The 16176-nt window shown below is 56.6% G+C and carries 15 protein-coding genes; 7 read left to right on the forward strand and 8 right to left on the reverse strand.

Translation table 11 applies throughout. The annotated features are described in order from the left end of the window. Nucleotides 1-176 precede the first annotated feature (176 nt). Nucleotides 177-938 (reverse strand): 2-dehydro-3-deoxy-D-gluconate 5-dehydrogenase KduD, encoded by a 762-nt coding sequence (gene kduD / locus ACOI6Z_RS06900; protein ID WP_023290920.1) that lies wholly within the window; start codon nucleotides 936-938, stop codon nucleotides 177-179. Between the two features lie 483 nt (nucleotides 939-1421). Between kduD and ACOI6Z_RS06905 the strand changes: the two genes are divergently transcribed. Then, nucleotides 1422-2597: an oligogalacturonate lyase family protein gene (locus ACOI6Z_RS06905; protein WP_032453989.1), complete on the forward strand. Its 1176-nt coding sequence runs from the start codon at nucleotides 1422-1424 to the stop codon at nucleotides 2595-2597. Nucleotides 2598-2729: 132 nt separating this feature from the next. Here the strand turns inward: ACOI6Z_RS06905 and ompK26 are convergent, their stop codons facing one another. From ompK26 to ACOI6Z_RS06920, 3 genes are all read right to left on the reverse strand, one after another. Further along, a complete protein-coding gene (gene ompK26 / locus ACOI6Z_RS06910) occupies nucleotides 2730-3425 on the reverse strand; it encodes a KdgM family porin OmpK26 (protein WP_004205398.1) in 696 nt (231 codons plus the stop codon). A gap of 249 nt (nucleotides 3426-3674) precedes the next feature. After that, the gene (locus ACOI6Z_RS06915; RefSeq protein ID WP_065812381.1) at nucleotides 3675-4853 is read right to left on the reverse strand and encodes an acetyl-CoA C-acetyltransferase; all 1179 of its coding nucleotides are present in this window, start codon (nucleotides 4851-4853) and stop codon (nucleotides 3675-3677) included. A 118-nt stretch (nucleotides 4854-4971) separates the two neighbouring features. Next, on the reverse strand, nucleotides 4972-5841 hold the full coding sequence (locus tag ACOI6Z_RS06920; protein ID WP_032453992.1) for a LysR family transcriptional regulator: 870 nt from the start codon (nucleotides 5839-5841) through the stop codon (nucleotides 4972-4974). Between the two features lie 102 nt (nucleotides 5842-5943). On the opposite strand from ACOI6Z_RS06920, the gene ACOI6Z_RS06925 reads away from it, so the two are divergent. The 6 genes from ACOI6Z_RS06925 to mkrJ all read left to right on the forward strand — a co-directional run bounded on the left by ACOI6Z_RS06925 (nucleotide 5944) and on the right by mkrJ (nucleotide 11293). Continuing rightward, nucleotides 5944-6405, forward strand: a complete 462-nt coding sequence (locus tag ACOI6Z_RS06925) for a multidrug/biocide efflux PACE transporter (RefSeq protein ID WP_065812382.1) — start codon at nucleotides 5944-5946, stop codon at nucleotides 6403-6405. A 123-nt stretch (nucleotides 6406-6528) separates the two neighbouring features. After that, nucleotides 6529-7758 carry an amino acid permease gene (locus ACOI6Z_RS06930; protein WP_023290924.1) on the forward strand — a complete coding sequence of 410 codons (1230 nt, stop codon included), beginning with the start codon at nucleotides 6529-6531 and terminating at the stop codon, nucleotides 7756-7758. Nucleotides 7759-7878: 120 nt separating this feature from the next. After that, nucleotides 7879-8757 (forward strand): aldo/keto reductase family oxidoreductase, encoded by an 879-nt coding sequence (locus ACOI6Z_RS06935; RefSeq protein WP_065812383.1) that lies wholly within the window; start codon nucleotides 7879-7881, stop codon nucleotides 8755-8757. Nucleotides 8758-9138: 381 nt separating this feature from the next. Next, entirely contained in the window at nucleotides 9139-9843 is a 705-nt protein-coding gene (mrkH, locus tag ACOI6Z_RS06940; RefSeq protein WP_420687108.1) for a transcriptional activator MrkH, read from the forward strand. 17 nt (nucleotides 9844-9860) lie between these two features. Then, nucleotides 9861-10433 (forward strand): LuxR C-terminal-related transcriptional regulator, encoded by a 573-nt coding sequence (locus ACOI6Z_RS06945; protein ID WP_074423613.1) that lies wholly within the window; start codon nucleotides 9861-9863, stop codon nucleotides 10431-10433. A gap of 143 nt (nucleotides 10434-10576) precedes the next feature. Beyond that, nucleotides 10577-11293: a phosphodiesterase MrkJ gene (gene mkrJ, locus ACOI6Z_RS06950; RefSeq protein ID WP_023290928.1), complete on the forward strand. Its 717-nt coding sequence runs from the start codon at nucleotides 10577-10579 to the stop codon at nucleotides 11291-11293. Nucleotides 11294-11326: 33 nt separating this feature from the next. Here the strand turns inward: mkrJ and mrkF are convergent, their stop codons facing one another. Genes mrkF through mrkB form a run of 4 tightly spaced genes read right to left on the reverse strand, consistent with a single transcriptional unit; the run spans nucleotide 11327 to nucleotide 16161 of the window. Further along, nucleotides 11327-11962: a type 3 fimbria minor subunit MrkF gene (gene mrkF, locus ACOI6Z_RS06955; RefSeq protein ID WP_065812385.1), complete on the reverse strand. Its 636-nt coding sequence runs from the start codon at nucleotides 11960-11962 to the stop codon at nucleotides 11327-11329. Between the two features lie 13 nt (nucleotides 11963-11975). Beyond that, nucleotides 11976-12971, reverse strand: coding sequence for a type 3 fimbria adhesin subunit MrkD (mrkD, locus tag ACOI6Z_RS06960; RefSeq protein ID WP_023290930.1), 996 nt, complete (start codon nucleotides 12969-12971; stop codon nucleotides 11976-11978). Beyond that, nucleotides 12962-15448, reverse strand: a complete 2487-nt coding sequence (gene mrkC, locus ACOI6Z_RS06965; RefSeq protein WP_044524639.1) for a type 3 fimbria usher protein MrkC — start codon at nucleotides 15446-15448, stop codon at nucleotides 12962-12964. Before mrkC ends, mrkD begins: the two co-directional genes overlap by 10 nt. 11 nt (nucleotides 15449-15459) lie before the next feature. Next, a complete protein-coding gene (mrkB, locus tag ACOI6Z_RS06970) occupies nucleotides 15460-16161 on the reverse strand; it encodes a type 3 fimbria chaperone MrkB (protein ID WP_048298224.1) in 702 nt (233 codons plus the stop codon). Nucleotides 16162-16176 lie beyond the last annotated feature (15 nt).

The following is a 16176-nucleotide window of genomic DNA, read 5'->3' on the forward strand; positions in this document are numbered from 1 at the left end:
GACATTAAACTTTCAAAGTAACAAAAAATTCGTTTCGCATAGTTAATAACCCTGTTCATACAGGGCGGTAACATTCATTCTGCACTCTGGAATATGGACGATCCTCATTTTACGGTATGGACAATAATTGCTCAGACGGCCGGGGCGATGAGTGTCGCGCCGGCCGTCGTCGACGGTTAGCGCGCCAGCCAGCCGCCGTCCACCGCTACCGTGTAGCCATTGATGTAATCGGAGGCTGGGGAAGCGAGGAAGACCACCGGCCCCATCAGGTCGGACGGCAGGCCCCAGCGCCCGGCGGGAATGCGGTCGAGGATTTCGCTACTGCGCTGCTCGTCAGCGCGCAGCTGCTGGGTGTTATTGGTCGCCATATACCCCGGGGCGATGGCATTGACATTGATATGGTGTTTAGCCCACTCGTTGGCCAGCAGGCGGGTGACGCCCATCACCGCGCTTTTGGACGCGGTATACGACGGCACACGGATCCCGCCCTGGAACGACAGCATCGAGGCGATGTTAATGATCTTCCCGCCGCTGCCCTGGGCGATAAAGTGCTTCGCCGCCGCCTGGGACATGAAAAATACGCTCTTGATGTTGAGGTTCATGACGTCGTCCCAGTCCTTTTCGCTGAACGCCAGCGCGTCCTCGCGGCGGATGAGGCCGGCATTGTTGACCAGAATATCAATATGGCCAAACTCCGCCACCGCCCGCTCCAGCAGCTGGGGGATACCGTCGATCTGGCGCAGGTCGGCGGTCAGGCTAAGAAAGCGGCGTCCCAGCGCCGTCACCCGCTCGATGGTTTCCACCGGCTCGACAATATTGATACCGACAATATCGCAGCCCGCTTCCGCCAGACCGAGGGCCATCCCCTGACCTAAACCGGTATCGCATCCGCTCACGACGGCCACTTTTCCCTGCAGGGAGAATGCATCAAGAATCATAATGTGTTCCTTAGTCGTTCAGAGCCTGCAGTATGCAGGCAAGGTTCTCTCGGCCCGGCTCGCGCCGGCGGCGCGACTGAGCGTAGGGCGAACTCACGGGCATAGCCCATCATAAAAATAAAACAGAGTTCCGTTTTACTAATGGGTGCCATCTTAGCCCCGCTCCCTGTCATTTTCAATGATATTTAAAACATCGTTTCATTTTTTATGACGTCGATTACAAAAAAAGAAAAAGCGAACGGATGCGGCAACCCGCGCCGGACAGGAAGCGGTTTTAAAAGGATGATGATTCAACCGGTTGCCTGGAGAGACGGTCGAAGTGAGGCCAGCAGGCCGCGGAAGATGCGGGAATTGCGCTGAACTGCGTGAGACATCACAAATAATGAAACGTTGTTTTGATAAATTAATACCCATCTTTTAAAACACATCACTCAGCGACACGCCTCTGGTCCAGCGGCATCGCAGGAAAGAAAGGAGCACTACATGGCTAAAGGCATGCGGGTCAAACTGAACTATCACGTCAGCCGCGATCCGGATACCGGGGCGGAAGTCACCCGCTTAACCCCCCCGGAGGTCACCTGTCATCGCAACTACTTCTATCAGAAGTGCTTTTTTAACGATGGCAGCCATTTACTGTTCGCCGGCGAGTTTGACGGCCACTGGAACTACTATCTGCTGAATATCGCCAGCGCCGAAGCCGTCCAGCTGACGGAAGGCGCCGGGGATAACACCTTCGGCGGCTTCCTCTCCCCGGACGATAAGTCGCTCTATTACGTGAAAAATGACCGTACCCTGCTGGAGGTGAACCTCACCACCCTCGCCGAGCGTGAAGTTTACCGCGTCAGCGAGGAGTGGGTCGGCTATGGCACCTGGGTGGCGAACAGCGATTGCAGCAAACTGGTAGGCATTGAGATTGCGAAAAGCGACTGGACGCCGCTCAACGACTGGCAGATTTTTCATGACTTCTTCCACAAAGGACCGCACTGCCGCCTGCTGCGCGTCGACCTGCGCAGCGGTGAGAGCCAGGTGATCCATGAGGAAAAAATCTGGCTGGGACATCCGATCTATCGTCCCTTCGACGACCATACCGTCGCCTTCTGCCATGAAGGGCCGCACGATCTGGTTGACGCCCGCATGTGGCTGGTCAATGAAGATGGCAGCAACGTGCGTAAAGTCAAAGCGCATGCCCCGGGCGAAAGCTGCACCCATGAATTCTGGGTACCGGACGGTTCAGCGCTGATCTACGTCTCCTATCTGAAAGGCCAGCAGGGACGGACGATCTATCGCTTTGATCCGGAAAGCGGCGTCAACGAGGCCCTGATGACGATGCCCGCCTGCTCGCATCTGATGAGCAATTTCGACGGCACGCTGCTGGTGGGCGATGGATCGGGCACGCCGGTCGATGTCAAAGATACCGGCGGCTACTCCATTGATAACGATCCTTATCTCTACGTCTTTAACGTGGCGGAGAAGCGCTACTTCCGCGTCGCGCGCCATGATACCTCGTGGGCGACGGTAGCCAACAGCCGCCAGGTGACTCACCCGCACCCCTCGTTTACGCCGGATGACAGCGCCATTCTGTTCAGCTCCGATAAAGACGGCAAGCCGGCCATCTATATCGCGAAATTACCTGACCATCCGCCGATGCTGAGCGCCTGAGCCCGGCGAACGTTTTTCTGTAACTGGCCTTGCCCTCCTTCGCGGAGGGCTTTTTTTGTTCTCTCGCTTTGGCGCATAAAAAACCCCGGCTGACGGCGCCGGGGAAGAGAGGCGATGAGGGTCTGGCGGAAATCAGAACGAGTAGGCCACCCCGACGCGGAAACGGGTCTGGCGATCGCTGCGGTCATTCACGCCGACGTTGCCGATTTCACCATACGGCGACCAGTTGTTATCCAGCTTATAGGCTACCTTCACGTTATATTCCTGTGAGTAGGGTTTGTTGTCGTTGCGGTTCACCCCTTCCGAACTGCGGGCATAGACATAGTTCAGCTCGGTGCGCCAGTCGCCGAGGGCAAACCCGGCCCACGCGTCGCCGCGATTCACCTTGTCATCATCTTTACCGGCATCGTTCGGATAGCGGGTGTACTCATAGCGATAGCGAGCGGCGACATAGAAGCCATTGTCGAAACTGTACTGTACGTGCAGATGCGGCTTGTAAATGGAGCGGCTGTCGTTGCTCTCTATGGTAAACCCGGGGGTGAGGAAAAGGTTCGACGTCGCTTTCCAGCGCCAGCTGATAGTGTCTTCATGGCCGTTGCCCACCACGTCCGAATAGGGTTGCGAACCGTTGTCGCCGCCTGAACGCCATTTGGCCTCCACGGTAAAGCCTAGCCCGTTGGCGAAGCGGTGGGATACCGAGACGCGGTCGGCATTGCTTTTATCGCTCTTGCCGCCATCAATAAATTCATGACGTAAATCTATCGTGACCGCGGTTGCCGCAAAAGACATACCGCAGAGGGCGGCCAGAACCAGAGATCGTTTTAACATAGGGTACCCCTTATAATAAATAAAATGTCATTTCGTTTTTATGAAACGTTATTTTATTTTTTAAGCACCTCAGTTTTAGTGACCAGGATCGTAGTTATTTGTTTCAAAAAAGGTGGCACAACAAGACGTGACGGAGCTCAATAAATTGACGATGGGGAGAAGGGAAATACGGCAAAAAAGAGGGGGTCGGCAAAGCGCGGCGCATAAAAAAGGCCTCCCGCAGGAGGCCATGGAAATCGACATTCAGCGCTACGCGCGCTCTACCGCCAGCGCCACGCCCTGACCGCCGCCAATGCACAGCGTCGCCAGCCCTTTACGCGCATCGCGCTTGATCATTTCATGCACCAGCGACACCAGAATCCGGCAGCCGGAGGCGCCGATCGGGTGGCCGAGGGCGATCGCGCCGCCGTTGACGTTGACCCGTCGCTCATCCCACTCCAGTACCCGGCCAACGGAGATAGCCTGAGCGGCAAAGGCCTCATTGGCTTCGATCAGATCGACGTCGTCCAGCCGCCAGCCGGCCCGTTCCAGACAGCGGCGGGTGGCGTGCACCGGGGCGATGCCCATCAGCGCCGGATCGACGCCGACGCTGGCGAAGGCGCGGATCCGCGCGAGGATCGGCAGCCTCAGCTCCTCGGCTTTCGCCTCGCTCATCATCATCACCGCCGCCGCGCCGTCATTGATGCTGGAAGCGTTGCCGGCGGTCACCGATCCGAGACGATCGAAGGCAGGCTGCAGGCTGGCCAACCCTTCCGCGCTGGCATCCACCCGCGGTTGTTCATCGGTATCCACGGTGCGCGCCGCGCCGTTATGCTCGGTAACGACCGGGACAATCTCATCGCGAAAGCGTCCGGAATCAATCGCCTTGCGCGCCTTATGCTGCGAGCTGAGCGCCCAGGCGTCCTGCAGTTCGCGGCTGATGCCGTATTCCCGGGCGAGGTTTTCCGCCGTGACGCCCATATGGTAATCGTTGAAGGCGTCCCACAGGCCGTCATGGACCAGACTGTCAATCAGCTGGCTGTTGCCCAGCTGGGCGCCGGTGCGGCTGTCGGTGAGGACATGCGGAGCGCGGCTCATGTTCTCCTGGCCGCCGGCGATCACCACGTCCGCCTCCCCGCACTGGATGGCCTGGGTGGCGAGGTGCAGGGCTTTCAGGCCGGAACCGCAGACGTCGTTAATGGTGATAGCCGATACAGTGTTGGGCAACCCGCCGCGAATAGCGGACTGACGGGCCGGGTTTTGCCCGGTTCCCGCGGTCAGCACCTGGCCGAGGATCACCTCATCCACGCTCTGCGGATCGATTCCCGTCTTCTCCACCAGCGCCTTCACCACCACGCTACCCAGCTCAACGGCTGAATGGCGCGATAGCGCGCCCTGAAAGCAGCCAATCGGCGTTCGCAGCGCCCCGACGATCACGACATCCTTCATCCTCTACCCCTGCCCGTGCTTTTGCGCAAAGAAACAGCGATATACTAGATAATTGTTATCAAAAAACTTTGTAATTGTTTAAAAAAAGTGAGGCCAATCACAAAGAATTAGCCATTCGTTAACGTTCACGCCGCTGCAGATGCTGACGCAGCCAGCTGCCCGCCGCCCCGGGCGGCGCTTTCTTATTCCACAGCAGATCCACCGAAATCGCCCGCGGCCAGCCGGGGATATCGAGCGCCACCAGCCCGCCCTGCGGCGCAAACTCCGCCACCAGGGCGCAGGGCAGAATGCACCAGCCGAAGCCCTGCACCGCCATGCTGAGCAGCAGCAGGTAGTTTGGCGCCGACCAGACCTGTCCGGCAGCAGGCTCCGTGGCGCTGGCCAGAAAGGTGCTCAAACGCAGCTCGCGCCAGCTGCGCAGCTCATCCCAGACAACCTTGCCCTGCGCCGCCAGCGGATGGTCAGGCGCCACGTAAATGCCCATCGCCGTCTGCAGCGGCAGGCGGGTGCTGCCGATATCGGTCGGGTAGCGCTCTCTCGCCTCAATCAATCCCACCTGGGCGCGGGATTTTTGCAGGAGATCGATCACGTCCTCATCTTCGCCAATCAAACACTCAAACTCGGTATGAGGGAAGCGGCGGTCAAACTGCACCAGCAGATCTTCCAGCACGTCCGGGTGCAGGGTATCCGAGAGCACAAAGGTCAGTCGCGGCTCCGTCTCGCCGGACAGCGACACCGCCAGCTCATCCAGCCGCTCGCTGGCGGCGAGGATCGCTTTGACATAGCTCAGCACCTGCTCCCCCTGCGGCGTCAGCGTCGGCTGCCGCGTTGCCCGATCGAAGAGGGTCACCCCGAGGTCAGCCTCCAGGTTGGCGATAGCGGTACTGATCGTCGACTGGCTTTTCCGCAGGCGACGGGCGGCCGCGGAGAACGACCCGCTGTCAACGGCCTCGACAAAGGCGGTTAACGCTTCCGGTGAATAACGCATGATGTATCTACTTTATCGATGGTTTCTATCTTTTGTTTATCATATTTTTCCATAAACTGCCGGGTAATTTCCTGTTCAGGCTAAAACTGGAGGTAGCTCGCCATGCAACAGACCCCACATCAGCGCAAGACGCTCACCGAACGCGTTATCCACGCCATCACCTTCGAAGGACTGGCGACGCTGATCCTCGCCCCCGCCGCCGCCTGGCTAATGCAGCGTTCGGTGGTGGAGATGGGCGGGCTGAGCATTCTGCTCGCCACCCTGGCGATGGTATGGAACATCATTTATAACGCGGCTTTCGATCGACTGTGGCCGGTCTCCCGCGTCCCCCGTCGGCTGAAAGTGCGGGCGCTGCACGCGATCGGCTTCGAGACCGGCTTTGTTATCATCGGCGTCACCATGGTGGCCATCGTGCTGGGGGTATCGCTACTGCAGGCGTTTATGCTGGAGATCGGCTTCATGCTCTTCTTCCTGCCCTACACCATGGCGTTTAACTGGGTCTGGGACACCCTGCGCGAGCGCGTGATCCGTCACCGCCGCCCGCGCCAGGCGGCACGCGGCTAGCCCCGCGGCGGATCCTTCGCGATCCGCCGCGGCTTTATCACCAAAAACTATCGCAACAGATGAACCATAAATATGGTAAATTGCACTCCTTTTTTTTGGTTTGACGGTTGATAAAGTCGCATAATGTCTAAAATTTGGTCTAAAGAAGAAACTCTATGGAGTTTTGCCTTATATGGCACTGCAGTAGGCGCTGGGACGCTATTTCTACCGATCCAGCTGGGTTCGGCTGGCGCCATCGTCCTTTTCATCACCGCGCTGGTCGCCTGGCCGCTCACCTACTGGCCTCACAAAGCGCTGAGCCAGTTTATTCTCTCGGCCAATATCGCGCCGGGAACCGGGATCACCGGCGCAGTCAATCACTACTATGGTAAGAAAATTGGCAACCTGATCACCGGCCTCTATTTCCTCGCCTTCTTTGTGGTCGTGCTGATCTACGCCGTGGCCATCACCAACTCGCTGGCCGAGCAGGTGGCGCATCACACGCCGATGACGCCTGCGCTACGCGCGCTGCTGAGTCTTGGCGTGGTGCTGGTCCTTAACCTGATCTTTCTCATGGGCCGGCAGATCACCATCAAGGTGATGGGCTTTCTGGTCTTCCCGCTCATCGCCTGCTTTCTGTTTCTCTCCCTCTATTTAATCCGCGACTGGCATCCGGAACATCTCACCAGCCAGATGCAGTTCAGCTCGCAGACGCTCCACCAGGTCTGGATCTCCATACCCGTGATGGTTTTCGCTTTTAGCCATACGCCGATCATCTCGACTTTTGCTATCGACCAGCAGGAGAAACACGGCGACCTGGCCATGGGTAAATGCAAAAAAATCATGAAGGTGGCCTACACCATCATCTGCGCCAGCGTGCTGTTTTTCGTCTTCAGCTGCCTGCTGGCTATCCCGGCGACCTATATTGAGACCGCCCGCGATCAGGGGGTGACTATCCTCTCCGCCCTGTCGATGGTGCCGGGCGCGCCGGGCTGGCTGGCGGTGACCGGCATTATCGTCGCCGTGGTCGCCATGTCGAAATCCTTTCTCGGCACCTACTTCGGGGTCATTGAAGGCGCCAGCGAAATCGTCAAAAGCTCGCTGGGCCTGATGGGCGTGCGCAAGAGCCGCGCCTTCAACCGCGCGATGTCGATCATGCTGGTCTCCGCCTTCACCTTTGCGGTGTGCTTTATCAACCCGAATGCGATCTCGATGATCTACGCCATCAGCGGACCGCTTATCGCCATGATCCTGTTTATCATGCCCACGCTGTCAACCTGGCTTATCCCGGCGCTGAAGCCGTATCGCTCGGTGGGGAACGCCATCACTCTGGTGGTCGGCCTGCTCTGCGTCTCCGTGATGTTCTTCGGCTAATCCGCCTCCGGCGACAGCGGCTTGCCTGAGCCGCTGTCGCACATTCTGACAACATTCTCGCCCTTCCCTTCCTTGTGAGCGCATTACACTTACGGCTTAGCCACCGTGAGGAGAGTTCCTATGTCCAGTGTCACCTTATCCGGTCGCGGCATGCTCGGCGATCGCCAGGTCTATCGGTTGGGTTACGGCGCCATGCAGCTGGCCGGCCCCGGCGTCTTCGGCCCGCCGAAAGATCCTGAAGAAGCGGTGCGCGTGCTGCAGGCCGCCGTCGAAGCTGGGGTAAACCATATCGATACTTCGGATTTCTATGGCCCCCATGTGACCAATCAGCTGATCCGCAAAGCGCTTCACCCCTACCCCGACGATCTGTGCATTGTCACCAAGGTCAGCGCCCGCCGTGACGAAAAAGGCAACTGGCTGCCAGCCATGTCGCCTGCTGAACTGACCCAGGCCGTCGAGGACAATTTGCGTCACCTGGGGCTCGACGTGCTGGAGGTGGTGAACCTGCGCAGTATGCTGAGCCCCCACGGCCCGGTGGAGGGGTCGCTGGAGGCGCCGCTCGCCACCCTGCTGGAGCTGAAGGCGCGAGGGTTGATCCGCCATATTGGCCTTAGCAACGTGACGGCAAAGCAGGTGGCGGATGCGCAGAAAATGACGCCTATCGTCTGCGTGCAAAACCTCTATAACATTGCCCATCGCGCCGACGACGCGCTGGTGGATGCGCTGGCCGCCCAGCACATCGCCTGGGTCCCCTTCTTCCCGCTGGGCGGTTTTACCCCGCTGCAGGCGCAGGAGCTGAACGAGGTCGCGGCCTCGCTTGAGGCGACGCCGATGCAGGTCGCCCTCGCCTGGCTACTCCAGCGCGCGCCCAATATTCTACTGATCCCCGGCACCTCATCCCGCACGCACCTGGCGGAAAATATTGCCGCCGCCGGGCTGGTTCTGCCAGCGGATGCGCTACGCATCCTGGATAATATCGCCAATCGCGCGCATCCCTGACCCCTCAGGCCAAATGGAGGGAACGACTTCCCTCCTCAATATTTGCCTGGAAAAACCTCAACACTGCTGGCACTATAGATCCTACAAATGGGGCATGATCGACGATCGTTTTCTCATTATCCCCGTTAATTAAACTTAAGTTTTTTCCTTCGACCGGTCTCCAGCTTGGAGGCCGTTGTCGTTTTTGTCATGACCAAAATTTGAAACTCTTGATTACAGGAAACACAATATCGAATTCCAAGTTTATACATATCAATCTGGCTGCAAAGATAGTCAATAACATCAAACGCTCATAAAAACATCTGATTAACCCAATCAGAATGTTGCTATTGCTATAAGAAAAATCAAACGCCTCACGACAACTATTTACAAGGGAAGCCTATGACAGAGGGAACGATAAAGATCAGTAAGTATGAAATTATTGCTATTTTCAGAGAGGAGTTGCGCAAACGTACTGAAATTGAAATATTTTTTAACAACACCAGTATCATAACCCAACTGACGCGCGTGGACTTTGCCGAGTTCCATATTCAGACCCATCGCAAAATCCCACCGGGTCATAAAATTCGTTTTCTACTGCATAGCGATTCAGGGAAAATAGAGTTTAATGCAGCCCTGACAAAACATGACAATAGCGGTGTCGATAAAGGTATCCGCTACGCCTTTTCCTTGCCTGAATGCCTGCAGGTCGTGCAGCGTCGCCGCGATCCCCGCTTTCGTTTACGCCACGAGCATGACTTTTATTGCCGCGGGCGCCATAAAAATGGCGAAAACTATCTTTTCGACATCAAAGACATTTCGGACGGCGGTTGCGCGCTGATGACCAAAACGCCAAACCTGAAATTTCTCAGTCATAACGCATTGCTGAAAAATGCCGTACTGATGCTGGCGGAATATGGCGAGATCACCATCGACCTGGTGGTAAAAAATGTCATTATTATCACCCTCGACAATCCCAATGAAGAGAGCGAAAGCTACTATCAGATATCCTGCCAGTTTAAGTTCCGTCATCTCGACGACCAGCGCAGAATAGAGAAGATTCTGCTGGACCTGATCTTAGAAGCCAAGCGCAAAAAGAGAATCTGATACCCTTGGAAAGTATATTGCTGTACACCAATGATAATCTCATTGGTCACTCAATCTATCACTACCTTATTGATAGTCATGAAAATGCCACCCGTTTTGGCTATGACGATGTTTTCCTGAGAAAACATCTGCCTGTGGCCCAAACGGTTATTTTCAATTTAATTAATAAGGATATTTCTGCCATCAGAATCCTTGATCTGCTGAATGCGCTCCGCCTTTCCCTGCAGCGCTGCCAGCAGCCGGTGCTGATGGTAAAAAGCGACATTGCCGGGCTATGCCGAGAGTTGATAACTGTCGATAATGCCATGATTATTAGCGAAAACTCACCGCTATCTATGTTTACTTCCATTATCCAGCGCGCGAAGGGCGCCAGCGAACCGCCGCCGCGACGATTGCGCAAACAGCTGTCGCAGCGGGAGTGCCAGATCCTCGAACTGCTGATTGCCAACAATAATAATAAGCGTATTGCCGCCCTGCTCGGCATTGCCCATAAAACGGTCCACAGCCATCGTATCCATATCATGCAAAAGCTGGGCATTGATAATTCCCGCACGATGAACCAGCGTATTGCCGCCCTTCATCAATGTTAAATTATACAGCGGTAAATCAATAGCGGATAAAGCGTACTTATTCGCTGTTGATTTACATTTCCTGCCATTCCCATTAACCATCAGGTAGCCTATAATTAGTCTATCCTCTGCTTATTGTCTGACTAACCTCGTGAAGAGGGATAATGAACACTAAAATATTCGAAGACAACATTTTATCTCGTAATGATATCGCTGTACGCTACGTCTTTCAGAAAATGTTTTCCCCACAAGGTACCTTAGTCGCGGTTGAATGCTTAAGCCGCTTCGATAATCTTCCCGTTTCGCCAGAATATTTTTTCCGCCATGCCACCGCGGCGGTTCGTGAACGTATTTTTCTCGAGCAACTGGCGTTGATTGAACAGCATAAAGCATGGTTTTTACGTAACCATATTTCCGCCACCATTAACGTCGATGACCATATCCTGAATCTGCTACGCCAGAAGGAAATAAAAGAGAAAATTGCCGCCCTGACCTGCGTCCATTTTGAAGTGACCGAAAACGCCGAGAAACTTCTGAATAATTCCCTCGCCGCCTGGCAAAGCCCGCAGGATACCTCGCTGTGGCTCGACGACTTCGGCTCTGGTTACGCGGGGATAAACGCCATCAGCGGTTATCATTTTGACTATGTCAAAATTGATAAAGATTTTTTCTGGCACCTGATGCGCAAAGAGTCCGGCCGTCAGCTGATGGATGCGCTGGTCACCTTTTTATCCCGCAATCATCACAACGTGATTATTGAAGGCGTGGAAAGCGAAGCCCATAAAAAATGGCTGCAGGGTATGGAGTGGTTTGCTATTCAGGGGCATTACTGGCAGGAAGTCAGCATTGAACAGCTGGTTGCCGACGATATTGTCATATAAAAAAGCCGGGCTTGCCCGGCTTTTTCGTCTCGCTTAATTATAAACTAATTCCCACGTTGCCCAGCTGGTAATTGGCCCGCTGGTGGCGCTTTTCGGCGTCGGCGAAACGTAGCCCACATAATAGGTGAACAGGCCGCCGCTGACCGCGCTTTCCTGCAAATGCACCTGATTTTGCTGCGGGTCCGCAGGGACAATTTTATTACTCTTATCCAGCGTATTATTATCATTGGTCGACAGCGCCAGATAAATATTCTGCGCTCCGTCTGGCAAGGTATTGGCCAGATAGCCCGCGTTCTCATTGCCGACCGCCGTCAGTAAAAAACCGTCGACCCAGCGAACGCTGACCCGCCGCACCTCGTCCTGCGAGGCGTCGCCGCCGTCATGACGCAGCTGGCAGTTTGACAGCGCCAGGGTAAAAGGCTGCGGCTTCATAAACGCGCCGGCCCCGCGATCGTGCACTTCCGCCAGGCTGACCGGCGCCAGCCAGACGTTGCCGCTGCCGGCATGCTGGCCGCCATTGAGCGCGACGCTGCAGGAAATATCCGTCACCCGCCCGGCAAAATCGACCCGTCCGCGATCATAATTGGTCTCGAAACCCCACGCCGAGGGGGCGGCGAGGCTGCCGCAGAGCAGCAGCCACGCGATAGTATGTTTCGGCAATCCCTTCATTCCCCCTCCCGTATTAATCGTACGTCAGGTTAAAGATCATATGCGACTCCACCTCGCCGGTGCTGGTCGTCGGGCCATACTGATAAAAGCGCGCGTGCAGCGGGATGGTGATGTAGCGAGTCTCCTGATTATTCAAGCGGCCAACGGTATATTTCTTATTAAACTGCAGCGGGGATCCATCCTTCAGCACCTGGATGCCGACGCCTTTCGCCATCCCGCTGCCGGCCTTTTCATTCAGCAAGGCGCCCATGGTGGCGGTGGTGCTGGTCGCCAGGGTGCCGGAAAAAGAGGTGCTGATGTTGGCGTATCCCGTTTCACTCAGGCCGCCGCTGCACTGCAGATCGATATTAAAATCCTTCCCGCCCGCGGTGGTGCCCACCCCTTTCAGGTCAGTGCGTCTGATGGCGCCCACATCAACATTCATATTTTTCCCGCTCAGTACCGAACAGGAGGGCGAGACCACGGTGATCGCATTGGCGCTCAGATAGGTTTCGAGGATCGGGTTGCCGCCGCTCTCCCAGTCATAGGAGGTGTATTTTCCCGCCGCAAGGGTGCCGCTGCCGGTGGTTGCCGCGGTTTTGATAATCTCCAGCGTAAAACGTGACCCTTCAAGGGAATAGTTGGTGGTGTTATACACCCGGGACGAATAGACGTCGGGATAGACGATATTCACCGTCGCGCCGCCGCGGCTGAAACGCATACCAATCCCCGGCACGTTGGTGGAATAAATTTTATTCCCAAGATCGGTGGCCCCTGGCGAGACGATCTTCGCCGCGAAGCGGTTGGTGCCGGAGGTACAGCGATAGCTCGCCCCGCCCGGGGCGCTCATCGTCCAGTCGCGGGTGAGGATCACCGAGCCCACCGGTAGATCCGGGGGCACCACCACCCTGCCCACCACCATGTCCAGCATCACCGTTGGCGAAGAGAGACGCGTACAGACGGCCCAGGACGAGGTGGTGCCCAGCGCCATTAAGACGATAAAAAGCGTCAGTAATTTCCTCAGCGACATACGCTATCCTTTGTTGTTTGCTGTCCCAGATCCACCGAACACTGCCCGCCGCTCCACTTCACAATCGCGCGTTTGGCGTTCGCATCGCTGATGAACATCATGCTGCCCTGACCGACGACGCCGATCTCCTTGCCGTCGGGGGAGAAAATACTCGCCGCGAACGGTAGCGGCTCATGGTTCGCCTGGCGCGCCTGCAGGGTGAGGTTGTTCTGCACCGTGGTGCCGAACGCCACCTTAACCACGCTGCCTTCCCACGGCACAACCTGCGCCACAGTGCGATCGAAGGCCACGTCGTCATGGCTGCCTTTCGGGTCGATCTCGACGGCGTTGATCCGGTACGGGCGCAGATACGGCAGGATGGCGTAACCGTTGCTGTCCACGCGGGTGCCCGGCGATCCCGGGAGCATGGCGCCGGCCGCGTCTTTGGCTTCAATCAGCGCCATCGTCGAGCCGCTTTCCGGCGAGAGCACCACGCCGCCGCTGTGGGCGATCATCGTCCCGCTGGCGCCAATGCCGCTCTGACGATACCCTTCGCCCTGGCTGTAGCTGCCGTTGAGGGTGGTCCATGGCGTACGGTAGCTGCCGTTGAGCGCCACATCGTGCTGACCGCCGGTGGCGGTGGTGGTCGACACGCCGTAGTTAAGGTTGTTTTCACTGTCCAGCGAGCCATTGATACCAATCTGCGAGCTGGCAAAGCGCGAGTTGTTGAACGAGGTGTTCGACGTCAGGTTGGCGGTGCGGTTATCGCCAAACCACAGCGGGTAGCTGAAGTTGAGTGAAATGCGATCGTCGCGGCGATGGCCGGAGCTGTCCGGGGTATAGACGCGCTGGGCGCTCGCCGACCAGGAGAGACGACCAAACGAATTGTTGTAGCTGACCTGATACTGCTTCTCGGTCCCGGAGCGGTTCCAGTAATCGGAAATACGACCGCTGAGATAAAACCCGCCCCAGCCTTCCGGCAGGTTCTGGTTCACCGTGAAGGTCATGCCGTTTTTTTGCCGCCACAGCGTATAGTTGCTGCGGCTGTTTTTTTCCTGATCGACGGCGTACAGCGCATCGTTGAGGTTGTAATAACCTTTCGTCGAGTAGCGATACGCCGCCAGCACGATGCTGGTCTGGGTATCGGTGAACATGCGGTTAAAGGTGGCGCGATAGCTCTGCCCCGAGTCATCATGGGTATCGCTCTTCAGCCGCGAATGGGTGACGTCAAAAGAGAGCGCGCCGATCCCGGTGTTCATCCCGGTGCCCACCAGGAAGGCCTGATAGTCGTCAAAGCCGGTGACCCCGGTGTAGCCGGTCAGCAGGTTATTGATCCCGTGCTGCCAGGTCGCCTGATAGAGCATCGGCTTGTTGCGTAGCCCGCTGTCGTCCACTTTACCGGCGGAGAGCGCGTAGCGGGTCATGCCCGGACGCAGCAGCTGAGCAACGGAGGCATAAGGCACGCTGAACACTTCCACCGAGCCATCCGCCTCTTTTACCGAGACTTCAAGATCGCTGCCATAGCCGGATGGATAGACATCCTGCAGGGTAAACGGCCCCGGCGGAACGGTGGTCTGATAGATAATGTTGCTGCCCTGACGCACGGTGACGAGGGCGTTGCTCTGCGCCACGCCGCGAATTTCCGGGGCATAGGAGCGCATGCCGTCCGGGAACATATTGTCATCAGTGGCGAGGTTGACCCCACGCAGACCGATGGTGTCGAAAAATTCGCCATTGGTAAAAATCTGCCCCCCGCTGACGATGGAGTTGATCTGCGGGATCGGCCGCTGGAGATAGGTCTGGTTGCTGTTCCAGTGCGCTTTACCCTGCTGCTGCTGCCAGTTCAGGTTACCGATATGCTTCAGCAGCCAGCCGTCCCACGACAGACCGGCGTTGACGCCAAGGTAGGCGCTGCTGTTATCCGACCCGCCGACCGAAGAGGTGTGGCTGTTCCAGGCGTTGGCCATCCAGCCAAGATTAAGCGCGGTAATGCCTTTGTCCCAGAACTCCGGGCTGACATAGTTTTTCAGGCGTTGATCTTCATAGATCTGCGGCACTGAAATGTTCAACCGCAGGGAGGACTGGACCAGGTTGTCTTTGACGTTGTCTTCGTTGCGCCAGGATTTGAGGCTACCGCAATAGCCTTCCTGTTCGCTCAGCTGCGGATTGAGCTTTTCCGCCGCGATGCCGTACTGGGTCAGCATCGCTTTGGTGTAGCAGACCCCAAGGTTACCGTCTTTGTCGCGCGCGATGCGCAGATCGTAGCGCCCTTTCCATTCGTCGTTGGTGTAGACGTCAAGGGAGTAAGTGCCTTCGGTAATCGCGCTGGTCGAGAAGCGTGACAGGTCGACCTTTTCGCGACTGCCGACAATAAAGCCGTCGTTAAATTGATATACCGTTCCCGGGTTTTCCTGTCCGCTGGAAAATGGCGGAAAGCAGCACAGCGCGATGGCGATCGCGGTGCTTAATCTTCCCGGGCAGAATGACCTCTGCTTCATTAGCTTTTCCCTTATTTAACGGCCACTTTCACTGCGACATCGGCGCCATAGTCATTAATGTTGTTAACGGTCAGGGTTTCGCCGCGGTTGACGGCGGTGGAGAGCGCCACCGTCTGGCTGGACTGCGGCGCCAGCATCACGGTTTTGCTGTTCAGGGCTTTACCGCCGTCGCGGGAAATACGGCTGACGGTAATGTAGAACGGCGTCGGGTTGTTGATGGCGAGACTGCTGCCGCTGGCGGTCAGGGTCAGCTTCTCGGCCGCCGCATCGCGGTTGCCCAGCCCGGCAGGACGATAAATAAATTTAAAGCGGGAACGGATCGCCAGCTGCAGCACGTTCTGGCCTTCATTTTTCTGATCAGCCACCACCGGCGGAATTTCCAGCAGATTCAGCCACCACAGCGTCTCTTTATCTTTCGCCAGACCGGCGCTGCTGCCGAGCTTAATACGCAGCGTCTGGCCGCTCTTGGCGTCAACGCGCGAAATCGGCGGGGTGATAATAAACGGGGTGGTAATGGTATCCGGTGTGGCATCGGCATCGCCGTTATCCAGCCAGGCCTGCGCCAGCGCCGGACGGTCGGCGTTATTTGAAAGCTGTACCGTTATTTCTTTTTCATTTCCTGGATAAATAAAGCGGGTACCGTTAACAATAATATTGTTGGCATGGGCCGCAAAACTAAAAATGAAACAGAAAAAAAGGGCAATACGCTTCATGCTGACCTCAGAATA

This window comes from Klebsiella sp. C239, from assembly GCF_048822715.1.
GTDB lineage: Bacteria > Pseudomonadota > Gammaproteobacteria > Enterobacterales > Enterobacteriaceae > Klebsiella > Klebsiella quasipneumoniae.

Bases quoted from the DNA above. Each gene is read 5' to 3' on its own strand.
- ACOI6Z_RS06925 (WP_065812382.1), top strand. From the start codon at position 5,944: ATGCAACAGACCCCACATCAGCGCAAGACGCTCACCGAACGCGTTATC.
- mrkH (WP_420687108.1), top strand. From the start codon at position 9,139: ATGACAGAGGGAACGATAAAGATCAGTAAGTATGAAATTATTGCTATT.
- ACOI6Z_RS06930 (WP_023290924.1), top strand. From the start codon at position 6,529: ATGTCTAAAATTTGGTCTAAAGAAGAAACTCTATGGAGTTTTGCCTTA.
- ACOI6Z_RS06905 (WP_032453989.1), top strand. From the start codon at position 1,422: ATGGCTAAAGGCATGCGGGTCAAACTGAACTATCACGTCAGCCGCGAT.
- mrkF (WP_065812385.1), bottom strand. From the start codon at position 11,962: ATGAAGGGATTGCCGAAACATACTATCGCGTGGCTGCTGCTCTGCGGC.
- ACOI6Z_RS06935 (WP_065812383.1), top strand. From the start codon at position 7,879: ATGTCCAGTGTCACCTTATCCGGTCGCGGCATGCTCGGCGATCGCCAG.
- ACOI6Z_RS06920 (WP_032453992.1), bottom strand. From the start codon at position 5,841: ATGCGTTATTCACCGGAAGCGTTAACCGCCTTTGTCGAGGCCGTTGAC.
- kduD (WP_023290920.1), bottom strand. From the start codon at position 938: ATGATTCTTGATGCATTCTCCCTGCAGGGAAAAGTGGCCGTCGTGAGC.
- mkrJ (WP_023290928.1), top strand. From the start codon at position 10,577: ATGAACACTAAAATATTCGAAGACAACATTTTATCTCGTAATGATATC.
- ompK26 (WP_004205398.1), bottom strand. From the start codon at position 3,425: ATGTTAAAACGATCTCTGGTTCTGGCCGCCCTCTGCGGTATGTCTTTT.
- mrkB (WP_048298224.1), bottom strand. From the start codon at position 16,161: ATGAAGCGTATTGCCCTTTTTTTCTGTTTCATTTTTAGTTTTGCGGCC.
- mrkD (WP_023290930.1), bottom strand. From the start codon at position 12,971: ATGTCGCTGAGGAAATTACTGACGCTTTTTATCGTCTTAATGGCGCTG.
- mrkC (WP_044524639.1), bottom strand. From the start codon at position 15,448: ATGAAGCAGAGGTCATTCTGCCCGGGAAGATTAAGCACCGCGATCGCC.
- ACOI6Z_RS06915 (WP_065812381.1), bottom strand. From the start codon at position 4,853: ATGAAGGATGTCGTGATCGTCGGGGCGCTGCGAACGCCGATTGGCTGC.